Source organism: candidate division TA06 bacterium, from assembly GCA_016235665.1.
In the GTDB taxonomy this organism is placed as follows: Bacteria; Edwardsbacteria; AC1; order AC1; family EtOH8; genus UBA5202.
This window is the reverse complement of sequence record JACRJI010000011.1, coordinates 42,271-55,971: the sequence shown is the minus strand read 5'-3', so window position 1 is coordinate 55,971 and position 13,701 is coordinate 42,271. Positions and strand designations below refer to the sequence as shown.

Genomic DNA, 13,701 nt, shown 5'->3' with positions numbered 1-13,701 from the left:
AAATCCTTTGCTTTAGTTAACTTTCGCTACTTTACACCCAGGATCATTGCTTCTACGTCCTCTTTGGCCGCCTCAGATCGTCTCTTGGCCTCTGCCTTTAAAGTATTAATTTTCTCACGCCGCTTGCCTATTCGTTCCAAAATCTGACGCTGTGTTGAAAGTGGGGGTACAGGAATTCGTATTTGTTCCAGTTCATCTTGCGTAATGGCAGGATACAAACCACCAGTCATGCGACGTTCCATCTGTTTCAACCCGGCGGGCGACTTTAGGAACTCCAAGACGAATTGAAGCAAAAGTTTGTCCCCTTTGGACCCTGTACATAAAGCAAAACCACTTGAGCAGACGCAATGGTCATATTCACCGGGGACAATAGCAATCGCACCCAAATATGGTCGTGTTGTGCTAATGATAAGATCTCCTGTGTGGAGCAATGTAGTGGCTCGACTTGGGACTTCCTCAACAGACACCAGCCGCGAATTCACTATGCCATCAGCTTTGTTTACGTTAGAAATCTCAACATATCGGAATATACCCTGTGGAAAATCAGAACGCTGCCACCCTCTCGACTCAAATCGGAGTACAGAACCCAAAGCTGCGGTCGCTATTGAATTAAGACATTGTTCAAGAGTAATGAAATCAGACCGATAGTAAAATAGATCCCAACGCTCTAATTTTGACCACGGGATGACGAGAGCCCCTCGTGCGGGCGAAGCAAGCCCGACTCTTATACCTATGGCATCCAGGAACTCAGCCTCGATGTCTCGTTCAAGCTGTTCGGTCTTCACAAGTATGGAGGCCGCAGCCTGACGAGCTTCTTTCCACGTATCAACAATTTTATGTTGCAATGGAAGGGGCGGCAGTTGCATCTCAAAGTCCAGGAAAAAGCCTTCCCTAAAACGGTTACGACTAACTGCTGCAGAACCGGTAGACGCTGCATTTACTGCACGGAGGGTTTGGACAGTAAGACACCAAAGATAAAGATATTCCGGCATCAACCTTGTCGGATCTGGCACGAATTGAGGGAACTCTGTCGAAACATAACAACCAGATAGATTAGGAGGAACTATGGCAAAAGATGCTCTCCAAGCAAAAAGCCGGTTATAGATCAGAGCACCGGGGATAAGTGGGGAAATCCAATGGGCACTCATTTCATTACCACGGACTGTTTCCCTATGGAATACCCCTTCGCCATACAATCTCACACCAGCCATTTTATATTCGGCAGATGGCTCTACTTTCACAGCATTGGATACAAGTTTCACCACGTCGCCCAAGCGGGTACGCCTCCAACCAACTGGTAAATGATGCGATAGTATCGCAGCACTGGGAACTACCCAACGGTCAAGATCGTGCCACCATACTACAACAGCACGTCCAAGTGTTTCCGTCATTGGTTGCCCCTATTTTTGACAAATACTTTCGGATTTCTAAAGAAACGCCAATAAAGCTCAAGACAAGTATTTTCCGGTTTTGTCCCAATCGGCATATTGGCGTTGGGATATAATTCATTGATGTCCAATTCACCAGTGGCTGTTATACCAACCTTTTCAGCTTCATATAGGAAAATAGGATAGTCAAACCTCTCCTTCAGAAGTGCCCTGGCTTCACGAATTTGCTTTTCCTCCATTGCTGACAGGTATTCAGCAAGCTGGCGCTGGGCAACCTGGCGATGCTTTACATCCTTAGCAGTTTTGGTTGCATCAATCTTAGCTTGAAACCTAGCCGTTTCAGCTTGAATAGCTGGAGCATACTTGGCCTTAACTTCTGCTTGGGCCTTATCGCGCTTTGCAACGAAATCAGCGGCTTCTTTCTCAGTGTATTTCCATAAAAACAACAGGGAAGCCTTTACCGAAGCCCCGGAGGAATAAAATGTTTCTTGCGGCAGGCTCACCACCGCCAGAATGCGGGCGCGATCTTCACAGAACTCGCGGACGTAGGCCAAAGACGGATTATTAAAAATGCCTTCTGGTAGCACAATACCCATGCGACCACCAGGCTTGAGCAGGGATAGACAGCGTTCTATGAATAGGATTTCAGTTTTCACCTTGCCCACCTTTCCGCCATTTCTGGAAGGTAGTTCAAAAAGCGAAGCAATGGGCTTATTCTTGGCTGCATTTACCCGGGCCTGCGCCTCGCGGTAAATCTGACCATAGGTTTCGGTATAACGGCGGAGTTCTTCATCACTGACCGACACATCGGCATCCGTTACTTGGTCAGACGGCTCCACATTGGCCCCAAAAGGCGGGTTAGTCAGTATCAGATCAAAACGGCCTTCAAAAATGCCATTGACATTGATGAACCCATTGTGGTGGTGGACTCCGCCGTGGCCATCGCCATGCATGATCATATTCATCTTGCTGGTACGCGCCATACGGTCATTAGCGTCGGTACCATAGATGCAACGATTGGCCAGTTTCCATAAACGGGAATCACGTTGGCGTTGGTCTATGGTGGCCTGGAGTTCGGTATATTTATTACGTAATAGTTCAGCCCGTTTGGCCTCAGTCAATTTCTTTCCTTGCAGCTCTTTCGTATAGGATTGGTACTGACGGTCAACATCGGCCAGTATTTGTTGCCGCACCAGTTCAAAGAACCGGATCAGAAAACCACCGGAACCACTGGCTGGATCGCAAACCACGTCACCTTCCCTTGGAGCAAGCATCCTAATCATATATTCAACTATGGTCCTGGGGGTAAAGAATTGGCCTATCTCACCCCTGAAGGTCTTTCCCAGAAAACGCTCAAAAGCAATGCCCTTTACGTCCTCACTAGTATCGGACAAATTGTATTTTTCCAAAAGCCGTACTATTTCACGGCCCGTTGTGGGTTTCATATTGATGCAATCATCATTAGCAAAGATGCGATCAGCGGCATATGCTTCTTTGGTACGCTGGAACAAGTCGTCCAATGGATGTTTACCTAGCTGTTCATCTAGAAAATCTGCAGTAAAAAGATTAACGCGACGACGTTTGGCCTTCATCTCTCGTTCTACCCATACCTTGACGAAAAGCACCTTGGCGATTTCATCAAAAGCTGCCGCCGGGTCCAGATGTTCTCGGTTACGTATGACATTATGGCAATCGTGGAGCAAATCGGCGAACTCATTTTCCTTAAAAATCTTCAGGCGGGATAATAATTCTTCAATTTGCTTATTGGTTGCATCGACATGGGGTATATCTATGATTTCATCCAGATAGCCTGGCATCTTATCTTTACGAACGCGCCAGAATTTGGTTTCCATGTTGTTATGCGTGACAACAAATGGCGCATCGGTCAGCCGGGCATAATTATCACCTTGGGCATAATCCTGGTGGCGGATCGTTACGTTATCAGATTTACATTCAACGATTATCAATGGTGGTTTACGGTCGGTTTTATCCTGGGCACTTCGCCAGACAACAAAATCGGCACGGGCTTTTCCTGAACCTCGGCCCGTGACGGTCTCTTCCTCGGCTATCTGATCAACCTTGAAGCCATATTCATGGAGAAGGATCAATAGATATTCCTGCCGGACATATTCCTCGGGGGTTTCAACCAGCCACTTTTGGCGAACGGGACTCCATATCTTACCGCCTTCTCGCTTTATAGTCGCTCCACTTTCGGCGACATAATCTGGTCGTGGTTCTTTTATTTTTGGTCGCTTCATGGTCATCTTTCCGTAGTTAAAATGTTCGGCCTTGATAATTCCGGCAATTTCTTTAAAAGGTGCAAGGGGGCCTATAGATGGTAGTTTTCTACGGCATTTTTGCCGGTCCAGGTGAGTTTGAGACAATTATTCCTTGTATATCCATTACTTACTTTGATGCTGGCATAGGTTTGGCACCATCAAAAGCTGTTACCGCAACTTTAAGTTCATCAATCGATGCCCAGGCTTTAGCGCCGTCAGGCACAGCCGCCGAAAAATCAACAAGGCAATCCAACAATGAAGAGATTTTAAGAAATGTTGCATCATCAGTTTTTAAACGTGCTAATGCAGAATACGGCTTATCACCTGTTACCGCCTCACCAAAGAAAGCCTCTTCAAAATTAGGCACTGAGGCTAATAATCGTATATGCCCGGTTGTGCGGCCAGTTTCCGTAACGGTTAGTATTTTTTGGTTCTCGGACCAGGCCGAATTAGAACGTTCTGCCTTTGTCTTTTTTGATATCACCTTCTCTCTATCAGCATCATGAAGAACGGCGTAATCTTTATTGAATTGATTAAGAACTTTACATAAAGAAACTAAGCATGCTTTGCCGCGCGCTCTAACAATATGTATATTTTTATACTTAGATCGATCTTGGGCAACGATATGTTTAAAGGCCGTATATTCCGTATCACCTTCAACAAGTATCGTTTTACCACCGAAGAAAAATTCAGAGACATAGGGGTCACAGAGATTCAACAACTTTAATTCTGTACGATCATCATCATCCAGTCTTGCCTTTTGAGGGCGATATATTGTTGTTCCTCTTACTTTGCCGTTTGCAAGTAACTCAACACGTGCTATTGATGTGTTGTCACGGGATAAATCAATAAATACGGGCGAATGCGTCGTAATCATTACCTGCCAGTTCTTTGTATTTGGTAAATCATACAACACACGACATGCTTCACGAATTGCATCCGGGTGCAAGCATATTTCAGGCTCATCCATTAGAAGGAGGTGCGCCCTTCCAGCTTGTGTCGCAGTTTTACCAACAGGTCGCTCAGCCAAAATACGTAATGCAGTCCAAATCAAAGTCCGACATGTGCCACTACCTTGTCGATCTATTGTTGATTGAAAACCTCCAGATGGGCCAATTTTTAGCAGTGGATTAGGTTTGTATAGAATAATACTTTTATCAACATTTTCCTCTGGGCGGGGATCAAAAATCACAGAATAACCAGGAAATACTTCACCAAGCATGGAGGCAAACGAGGTTTGGACATCACCAACAGCAGCCGTTGCATCAGCGGCAATGGAAATGCGTAACTGCTTTATTGTATCCAGCAATTTTTCATATATTGAAAGCCCCCCGCCCGCCTCCTCTGATTTTTTCTTACTTAATTCTTTAACTCGCTCTTCAATGGCTTTTGTCAATAAACTAATAACTTTCTCCGCCTGCTCCTCGGGTTTTTGAAAAGCATCAACACGAATAGGTTCTGGGCGATATGCTTGGGCAACATTAGGTGCACCCCAAGGACATTCATTCTCATGCCATGCCCCTATGGTATTATCCCACCCTACCTTTTTCGGGACACCTGGCTGAGTCCAAGTCCATTTTTCACGTACAAACATTTCACCAGTTGCAGCATCTGTACGCACCCATCTTTCACCTGGCGCAGTCTTATCAAAAACAACAGTTTCCAATTCAATCGTGGGTATATTCAGGGGGTCAAATACGCCATCTGGGAAATCATCTTTCGATAGTTTACCTTCATCAGAACCGTGCAACATGACGATTTCATATGCTCGTAATATTGAACTTTTACCAGAATTGTTGGGGCCAACAAGGACAACTATATCATCTAACTCAATTTCTATAGGATCGGGACCAATACATCTAAAATTACTAATAGTTAATTTATGCAATCTTGGTCTAGGGACTGGTATAGCTGCGACTGCAACTGGTACCGGCTCGACAGCTTTACTTTTAGCCTTTGCCATTTTCATCCCCCTTGTCTTTTAATTTAGGATCAGGTGATTCCAACATTTTAATATCAAGACCTTCTATTTCAGGTATCGTTTTCCCAGCAATCCCCTGTAAGTCACCATACATCCCGACAGTTGACTGCATTACCCGTTCTATCTGTTCATCCCGCTTGGCCCATTGCTTAATAATTACTTTTTTTTCTTTATCTAAATCTTCTTTCATTGTTGAAAACGCTTCTACGATTGCCTGTACCCGCCGACGGAAACTAGTGCCTGTCAAGTATTCATACAACATTTCCATTTTGGTTTGCTGACCCTCACCTGCTTGGCGGGCAAGAGCAATTTCAATTATTGATTGCCGCAGCATTGTGGCAACAGGCAAAGAAACACGAGGATGCGCCACCATAATGCCGTCAATAAAATCGAAAGATTCAATACCTTTCGGCAAGACCTGACTTACTAAAACCGCAACTTCCGCTTTAGCCATACGTTGATCCTCTCGCAGTTTTGCCAGCCAACCATCGCTCCAGCCTTTGGTGCGTTTTGATTCCCATAAGATAACACCACAACACTGCCCCGTTTTGCTAACTACCCGTTGCAAAACATCACCACCATGCTCGCCCTTGGGTACAGGTTCAATAACATCAAACGGGAACTTAGCACGCAAGATATTTTCAAGTTCTAGCTCCTGTACCTCGCCTTGTAACTGTTGTGAACCCTGCTCGGACTTGCGTTTAAGTTCCTCAATCTGTTTTTGCATGGAAGAGATGGTCTGTTCTTTCTCCGCAACTTTCAGTTTGAATTGTTCTTCAACCTCGGTGCGCGCCTTGTCTCGTGTTTCGGTAAGCCCCTTCTGCACACGCTTTTCAACGGTCAATTCCAGTTCCCGTTTTGCGTCATCAAGCTCTCGTTGTTTTTTTAGAAGATCTGCCTGAGCTTTTTGGGCTTCGGCCAATTTTGAATCGCGTTGTTTAAGAACTTCCTGAAGATCTGCCAAATCCTTTGTTTTTTGTTGAAGATCGGATTCCGCCAAATGCCGGGCTTTCTTAGACTCCTCGGCAACAATTTTCACGCGTTCCTGTCTAATCCTATCAGCAACGTTATCTTCAATAGCCGACTGGGCCTTAGCCATTTCCGTTTCCCGTTCACGTATTGCTGCTTCTTTTTTTGCTATATCTGCATCTTTCTTTTCAAGCAGCTTTTTAGATTCCTGGCGGATGGATTCTATCAACGGTCCAGCCAGAGATTCATTCAACTTTATCACTGTCCCGCACTGAGGGCAGGTAATTGTAGGTTCTGTCATATTGCCTCCTCAAAAAAGATATGTTATTCGGGAATGGTAAGCGGTCAGTCTCATTAACTACCTTGTAAAGGGAAAATGATATAGCGTTGGCCGACATTTCCATGCCTGCGGTGGACTTCGCACTACCTGTGAGAAACATTTCGCTACCTGTGAGCGACATTTCCATACCTGTGGCCGATATTTCAGTAGCTGTGGGCAGCTTTCCGGCACCTGTGAAGAGCATTTCGGCACCTGTGAGCAGCATTTCCGCGCCTGCGGCGGACTTCGCACTACCTGTGAGCAGCATTATGGCACCTGTGGCGGGCATTTCACTACCTGTGAGCAGCATTTCAGTGAACGCAAGATGCTAAACGCCTGTTTTGCAACAACTTCCAACACAATACTGCTTGCCCGGCAACCCTAATCAATGCCCCCTCTCCTTATACGTAGGAGAGGGGGCTGGGGGTTGTGGCCTATGGCTTGGTTTCTTCCTTTACGGCTTCACCCTTATGGTTGGTATAGTTCCGGTACAGTATCTTGAAATTGAAGGTCTCGGCCAGGGTCGGCTCGTTAACGAACAATTCCCTTCCCGCCTCGTTGATCACCTTCAAACCCTTGTACAACAGCCCCTTTTTGTAATAATACTCCCGCACTTTCTGGGGCAGTTGGCTCATTTTTTTGATCTCCTGGTCGGCATCTGCGGCCAGCAACTCCTTGGCTAAGGTCTTTCCCTCGGTTAACAGCGCGGCGTTGTCGCTGCTGGACATGCTGCTCGCATACTTGTCAAAATCCTTGACCATCATGTCTATGGCCTGGGCGAACTCCTTCAGCTTGGCGTTGGATACCATCTTCAGCAGGGTATCCGGCACCTGCTTGCCCATGTGCATGGCCCTTTTGGCCCGTCTTACCACCCGGCGCATCCAGACCTTGGCTTTGCGGATGGCCTCGTTCTGGGCCGAGGTGGCGAACTTGGATTCCTGGGCGGTGGCCTCCTTGTCCTTGGCCGCCTCCCGCACCTCTTCCCTTACCGCCGCTACCTCCTCCACATACTTCGGAGGAAGCAGGTTTGTGATGCCTTTACCCTGTGCCGTAGCGATGCCCAGCGTGTAGCCGCCCTGCTCCACCAAACCGCTGCCCGAGAACCTTGAACCGATGACTATCAGTTCCTCCTTGCCCAGTTCAGTTATCATGGGTCGCTCCTTTTTAGGGTTTAATTGATGCCATGATAATACCGAAAACCCGCCTTTTTGTCAATAAAAAAAGCCTAAAATGCTTACCCAATTAGCTGGAAACTGGTTGAACACCTGGTGCCAACCCCGGTATGTCGCGTTAAATACTTGTGATGAGTCTATCGAATCACTATCAGTGAGCATCGCAGTTGATGGTACAAAAAGAAACGCTGTCCCGAGTTAAGCCCTTTGCTTTGCTAACGAAGGAAAGAACATAATGGTATGCGTGTGTCAAAGGAAAGCCGTTTTAATCAACAAAACCCCTCTATGGAGGGGTTTGAAATTTCGTGCGGCAATATTCCAGAATGGAATTAGGTGTGTGTGTTGATGCGAGCAGGCCTTTTCTTACTTTATCCAAAACTGCGGCATCCAAACTAGCTTGCTTATGACAAATGTTCCGTGCAAACGCTTTCACTATTTTGGACGCAAAGTAATAATCCGCGTGTGTATACTGCACCGAGGTGGGTTGCTTGACGAATGGGTGTTCGCCTTTTTGCAGCACAACCGTCTTTTCGGTGTGATCCTGGGCTGTTTGTACCATCACCGCGACTAACTTACCCGTGCCAGGCTCGGGGTCGGTCAGAACGATGAAAAGATGGTAATACGGTTTACTCGCTGAACCGGGCAGATGCATCAGGAACGTATCGCCGACTCTCATGAGTTAACCTAGTAGAGCTTTCGCTGCTGCCTGTGCAGCTATTGAATTTTTAATTTCATTAATATCATCTTTGTTGTAACCCTCTGAGGTCAATATATCGCTTATTGATATTGGCAGGCTTGAGCCATCGGGGTCTTTCCATTCCGGTAATTTATGGGTATATTTGCTGAGTTTCCATTTATCCATCTTCCCGTATTTGCCATATATTTCGCTAATAAGGGATTCTTCGGCACGGGATAATTGGTCATTCGGCGTTTTTCTCTTCTTTAATCGTATTGCGTGACCTTCACGTTCAGCAATGTACGTTTGCCAGTACTTGGGTTGTACGATATCATAAGTACCGTTGATCAGATTTAAGGTTAGGCTTGGCACTGGTCCTAAACGCATTGAGCAGTAATTATCATAGATGATGGGGCTGCCCCAGCGAACGATAGCCTCGCGTTCCGCCAAATAGATCAGTTTCACCAGTTTAATGATGTCCATTTTCCCGCCACCCAATTCCAAAAATCGCGCGGCGGTTTGGGTGGCCTTGTCTTCCCGGAATAGCATTGTCATCGTTCTTCCTCCATCATTTCCCTATATTTAAAGATACCACTAAAACCAAAAGAAGTCAAGGTAATTCCACTTGTGGTGAGCTGTCAGGCTGAGCCCTGCCGAACCACTTGTAGTGAGCCCTTCGACACTGCTCATGGAAGGCACTGCCGAACTATATTATATCTATGGGGTGACAAAAACCGTGTGCACTTCTGCCAGCGGACTTCGTAGTATGCGGGACTTGTTCTACTTTGGCAGGCCTCGCCAGAGGCACTTCGGCCCCGCTCAGCACAAGCCTTGATGACTTATAGCGATAGTATGCTTTATCCGCCGAAGTCTTGACGAAGGAGGAAGGCTATCGCAACAAAAACAAAACCCCAAACGCATTCCTCATCAATCCTCGTCCTCAGCCCTGGGATGCGCCTGCTTGTAGACCTTCTTCAGCCGGTCCACCGTCACATGGGTGTAGATCTGGGTGGTGGAAAGGCTGGCGTGGCCCAGCAGTTCCTTGACCGCCTTCAGGTCCGCCCCCCGGTCCAACAGGTGGGTGGCAAATGAATGGCGCAGGGCATGGGGGCTGGCCTTGCCGCCGTAGTCGGAAAGACGGATCCTGGCCTTTACTATCCTCTGCAGCTGCCGCCTGGTCAGCTGTTTTCCGTTCCTGCCCAGGAACATAAAACCTTCTTCCTCCCTCCCGCCTTCGGGCTGTTGCACCCTTCGGCGGGCAAGCCCTGCCAACAGTTGTTTGAGAACCGCCGCCGAAGCCCGAGTCAGGGGCACTATCCGCTCCTTGCCTCCCTTGCCTTTTACCTTGACCTGCAAGTTTGGCAGATCCAGATCCCTGGGCATCAGGCCCAGCAGTTCCGAGGAGCGCAGGCCGCTGCCATACAAAAGCTCCATCACGGCATCATCGCGGATCTTATCGGCGGGATCACCCTGGTTGGATTCCACTGCTTGAATGACCTGGGGCTGGGATAGAAAGCCGGGGAGCTTCTTGTCCAGCTTGGGAGAACGCAGGCCCAGCAGCGGGTTGGCCGTGATGGCCGACTCCCTTAAGGCATATTTGAAGAAAGCCTTGATGGCTGAAAGTTTCCGCCCCAGGGTTCGCTTGTCCATCCCTTGTTGCTGCAGCCAGCCCAGGTACCGCCGGATGTGATTGCGCTCCACCTTTTGGGGATCCTGGTGCTTAAGGAAGATGAACAGCTGGCTGACATCCCGGCGGTAGGCTTCCAGGGTGTTGTCCGCCAGGTTGCGCTCGGTCTTAAGGTATTTTATGAAACTTTCGATCATCCTTTATTGCTTGACTTTTAAGCCGTGGTCAATTATCATTTGGAACAAAGCACTAAAGAAGCTATATCAATTGGCCACAGAAAGCACATAAAACACAAACCGTTTTTTATTTTTGTGTGCTTTGTGCCTTTTGTGGTTAAATAGCCAAGGGTAACCAGCAACTTAAATACTTTCATGAAAACAAAAACATCATTGGCCGGGCGTTCAGCCCAGGAACTACAGGAACTGCTGGCCCCGCTGGGTTTCAAAGCCTTTCAGGTGAAACAACTGATGACCTGGATCTACCAGAAGAACGTCTCTGGTTTTTCGGCCATGACCGACCTGTCCCAGGACCTGCGGATCAGGCTGGGGGAAAACTTCAGCCTGCACGAACTGTCCATTGCCCGCAAAGTGTCCTCCCGGGACGGCACCACCAAACTGCTGCTGCAGGTCGGCGACGGCCAGCAGGTGGAATCCGTGGTCATCACCGCCCCCGGACGCCTGACCGCCTGCATCTCCTCCCAGGCCGGCTGCCGGCTGGCCTGCGCCTTCTGCGCCACCGGCAGGATGGGACTGGTCCGCAACCTGGAGGCCTCCGAGATAGTTGACCAGCTGTGCCTGCTGCAGGAGCTTTCGCCGGAGCACAGGATCACCAATGTGGTCTTCATGGGGATGGGCGAGCCGATGGAAAACTACGACCAGGCGCTAAAGGCCGCCCGGATCATCAACTCCCACCAGGGGTTCAACCTGGGGGCCCGGCACATCACCATCTCCACCTCCGGGCTGGTGCCGGGGATCCTGCGGCTGATGAATGAGCCGGAGCAGTTCAAGCTGGCCATTTCACTGAACGCCGCCGACGACAAGGTTCGCAGCCGCCTGATGCCCATCAATAAGAAATATCCCCTAAAGACGATGCTGGAGGCGGTAAAGAAATACAGCCACAAGAAGGGCAAGCTGGTCTTCTTTGAATACATCCTGCTGGAGGGTGTAAACGACAGCTTGGAGGACGCGGAGAACCTGTCCCGGCTGTTAAAGAACATCCCCGGCAAGATCAACCTGATCACCTATAACCCGGGGGGCCGGGAAGAGACCCTGCAGCCGTCGTCGGTGGAGGCCAGGCGCGCCTTTTACGACAAACTCTGCCAGCTGGGCGTGGCGGTGACCTTCCGGGCCAGCAAGGGCCAGGACATCAAGGCGGCCTGCGGGCAGTTGAAGGCGGCAACAAGTTCCTGAGTTTTTAGCCCAGCCCTTCCTCCTACGCTAAAGCTTCGGCGGATAAATATGGGCTGGGCTAAAAACATTTGCATTATCTTCCTACTAGGAATATCATATATTCCCTGATGCCCAGGAACACAGACATTGCTATCTTCTCCTGAAAATCCGCGGTCAACAGCAGGGCCTCCTCCCTGGGGACTATGATGAAGGTCGGCTCCACCAGGAAGGACGGCATCTGGGTCGCCCGGCACAAAACAAGATTCCCGTAATAAAAACCGTGATCGGGCAGGGCTAATGATTTTTGGAATTGGCGGTGGACCGCCATGGCCAGGTCCCGGCTAAACGGCTGGTAATAGTAAGTGGAAAAGCCACTGTCCTCCAGGGGATTCACCCCGTCTGGCGAGGCATTGTTGTGGATGCTGACCAGAATGTCCGCGCCCCAGGCCGCCGCCCGGGCCGGCCGCTGATAGATGCCCACCTGCTGGTCGCCTTCCCGGGGATAATAAACTTTGGCTCCGGCGTTCTTCAAAAGATTCCCCAGCCTTCTGGATATCTGCCAGTTGACCTCCTTCTCCAGTGTCCGTAACGGCCCCACCGCCCCGCTCTCCGGCGAATGCCCGGCATCCACCGCTATTTTTATCCCGGCCAGAGGCCGGTTTTTTTGTACCCTGGGGCGCGGTTTTATCTCTATCTCCAGGTTATTCTGCTGGTACCGGGCGTCAAATCCCCACAAGGGCTGGTTTAAGAAGATCTCCAGTTCCACCTCGCCGTTCTGCACCTGCCGCCAACGGATGTCCTTGACCAGCTTGTCCTGGGGATCGTAGCGCACCCAGTCCATGTCGGCCTGGGCACCGAAGACCAGAATTTTTAGCGACATCCCGTCGGCCGAGGCTTTGGCGCTGTAGGCGCAGGCCCGGGAAAGCGAGAACCTGACCAGCGTCCTCTCTTCCTTTTTGAACGTGCGCCCCACCGCCAGCTTGGCGCTGATCATCGGCCCCGGCCAGGCTTTAACAGCCACCGAGACTTTTTTGACCCAGGCGTCCTTGTTTTCCGCCAGCTTTACCCGGTAATTTTCCCCGGCGCTGCCGGTCAACTCCAGGTTCACCCCCGGGGGAAGGAATATCTCGTATCCAAGATCGGGCCCGGTCTTCAGCACCGTCACCGAATCCCTGGTTACCGCCCAGACCATCAGGCTTTCCGGCCAGGTGCTGACCCGGGATTCGGAAGAATCCACCGCCATCATTCCCAAAGTGTCCACCAGGTACAGGTATATTTTTTCGCAGTACCATTGATCGCGGCCGGATACCAGATAGCTTCCCATATAGGTTCCGGGAAGGGTCAAAGTATCGGGAGCAATCGAGTCGGAAAAGGCCAGCGCCTTTTCATCCTGCTCCAGCCTGCCGATCCTTTCCTCCATGGGAATGCCCTGCCCCCGGCCGATGGAAAAACTGGCCTTGCGGCCCGGGGTGCCCCGGAAAGTCACCGCGATGCGGTCGCCTGTCCGGACCCCCAGCTCCTGTCCGGGAGTGATGGTTCCATGCACGATGGCCAGGCTGTCGGGGCGGATCATGATATTGCGGGGCGCCACATTCACCCTCCGGATCAGGCTGTCGCTCTGTCCGTGCTTCTGGGCCAGCAGTTTGATCTGGAATTGTCCGGCCGAGAACGGGATGTAAGCCAGGAAAGCCCCGTTGGGATTGACATCGGTCTTCTGCCCGTTGACCCACAATTGGCTGCCCGGAGTGACCGAGCCGATGATGAATGAATTGGCCACCGGACCGATGTTGTCGCCTTCCCGGGGATAGACCAGGTCTATCCGGGGCTGGGCCGCCAGGGAGGCGGTCATGGCGCAGAAGGTGGTGAGCAGATATAATGTTTTTTTCATGATGAAATTGTTTT

The 13,701-nt window shown here is 49.7% G+C and carries 11 protein-coding genes; 1 reads left to right on the top strand and 10 read right to left on the bottom strand.

Translation table 11 applies throughout. The annotated features are described in order from the left end of the window. Positions 1–26 precede the first annotated feature (26 nt). The 9 genes from HZA73_06080 to HZA73_06040 all read right to left on the bottom strand — a co-directional run bounded on the left by HZA73_06080 (position 27) and on the right by HZA73_06040 (position 10,608). Positions 27–1,391: a restriction endonuclease subunit S gene (locus HZA73_06080; GenBank protein ID MBI5805597.1), complete on the bottom strand. Its 1,365-nt coding sequence runs from the start codon at positions 1,389–1,391 to the stop codon at positions 27–29. Then, positions 1,388–3,646: an N-6 DNA methylase gene (locus HZA73_06075; GenBank protein ID MBI5805596.1), complete on the bottom strand. Its 2,259-nt coding sequence runs from the start codon at positions 3,644–3,646 to the stop codon at positions 1,388–1,390. Before HZA73_06075 ends, HZA73_06080 begins: the two co-directional genes overlap by 4 nt. A gap of 148 nt (positions 3,647–3,794) precedes the next feature. Then, complete coding sequence (locus HZA73_06070; GenBank protein MBI5805595.1) at positions 3,795–5,576, bottom strand: AAA family ATPase; 1,782 nt, start codon at positions 5,574–5,576, stop codon at positions 3,795–3,797. A gap of 40 nt (positions 5,577–5,616) precedes the next feature. Next, positions 5,617–6,918: a DUF2130 domain-containing protein gene (locus HZA73_06065; GenBank protein MBI5805594.1), complete on the bottom strand. Its 1,302-nt coding sequence runs from the start codon at positions 6,916–6,918 to the stop codon at positions 5,617–5,619. Beyond that, entirely contained in the window at positions 6,863–7,204 is a 342-nt protein-coding gene (locus HZA73_06060; protein MBI5805593.1) for a hypothetical protein, read from the bottom strand. The genes HZA73_06065 and HZA73_06060 overlap by 56 nt, the downstream gene beginning before the upstream one ends. A gap of 166 nt (positions 7,205–7,370) precedes the next feature. Then, positions 7,371–8,087, bottom strand: a complete 717-nt coding sequence (locus HZA73_06055; protein MBI5805592.1) for a hypothetical protein — start codon at positions 8,085–8,087, stop codon at positions 7,371–7,373. A 304-nt stretch (positions 8,088–8,391) separates the two neighbouring features. Continuing rightward, positions 8,392–8,784, bottom strand: coding sequence for a hypothetical protein (locus HZA73_06050; GenBank protein ID MBI5805591.1), 393 nt, complete (start codon positions 8,782–8,784; stop codon positions 8,392–8,394). A gap of 3 nt (positions 8,785–8,787) precedes the next feature. Further along, on the bottom strand, positions 8,788–9,339 hold the full coding sequence (locus tag HZA73_06045) for a SocA family protein (protein MBI5805590.1): 552 nt from the start codon (positions 9,337–9,339) through the stop codon (positions 8,788–8,790). A gap of 372 nt (positions 9,340–9,711) precedes the next feature. After that, positions 9,712–10,608 (bottom strand): tyrosine recombinase, encoded by an 897-nt coding sequence (locus HZA73_06040; protein MBI5805589.1) that lies wholly within the window; start codon positions 10,606–10,608, stop codon positions 9,712–9,714. A 174-nt stretch (positions 10,609–10,782) separates the two neighbouring features. On the opposite strand from HZA73_06040, the gene rlmN reads away from it, so the two are divergent. Next, complete coding sequence (gene rlmN / locus HZA73_06035; GenBank protein MBI5805588.1) at positions 10,783–11,820, top strand: 23S rRNA (adenine(2503)-C(2))-methyltransferase RlmN; 1,038 nt, start codon at positions 10,783–10,785, stop codon at positions 11,818–11,820. Positions 11,821–11,893: 73 nt separating this feature from the next. Here the strand turns inward: rlmN and HZA73_06030 are convergent, their stop codons facing one another. Continuing rightward, complete coding sequence (locus HZA73_06030; protein MBI5805587.1) at positions 11,894–13,687, bottom strand: N-acetylmuramoyl-L-alanine amidase; 1,794 nt, start codon at positions 13,685–13,687, stop codon at positions 11,894–11,896. Between the last annotated feature and the right edge of the window lie 14 nt (positions 13,688–13,701).

What these genes read in the sequence shown, in the direction of transcription:
- HZA73_06075 (MBI5805596.1), bottom strand. Translation starts at nt 3,646, where the DNA reads ATGAAGCGACCAAAAATAAAAGAACCACGACCAGATTATGTCGCCGAA.
- HZA73_06065 (MBI5805594.1), bottom strand. Translation starts at nt 6,918, where the DNA reads ATGACAGAACCTACAATTACCTGCCCTCAGTGCGGGACAGTGATAAAG.
- HZA73_06060 (MBI5805593.1), bottom strand. Translation starts at nt 7,204, where the DNA reads ATGCTGCTCACAGGTAGTGCGAAGTCCGCCGCAGGCGCGGAAATGCTG.
- HZA73_06040 (MBI5805589.1), bottom strand. Translation starts at nt 10,608, where the DNA reads ATGATCGAAAGTTTCATAAAATACCTTAAGACCGAGCGCAACCTGGCG.
- rlmN (MBI5805588.1), top strand. Translation starts at nt 10,783, where the DNA reads ATGAAAACAAAAACATCATTGGCCGGGCGTTCAGCCCAGGAACTACAG.
- HZA73_06030 (MBI5805587.1), bottom strand. Translation starts at nt 13,687, where the DNA reads ATGAAAAAAACATTATATCTGCTCACCACCTTCTGCGCCATGACCGCC.
- HZA73_06050 (MBI5805591.1), bottom strand. Translation starts at nt 8,784, where the DNA reads ATGAGAGTCGGCGATACGTTCCTGATGCATCTGCCCGGTTCAGCGAGT.
- HZA73_06055 (MBI5805592.1), bottom strand. Translation starts at nt 8,087, where the DNA reads ATGATAACTGAACTGGGCAAGGAGGAACTGATAGTCATCGGTTCAAGG.
- HZA73_06080 (MBI5805597.1), bottom strand. Translation starts at nt 1,391, where the DNA reads ATGACGGAAACACTTGGACGTGCTGTTGTAGTATGGTGGCACGATCTT.
- HZA73_06045 (MBI5805590.1), bottom strand. Translation starts at nt 9,339, where the DNA reads ATGACAATGCTATTCCGGGAAGACAAGGCCACCCAAACCGCCGCGCGA.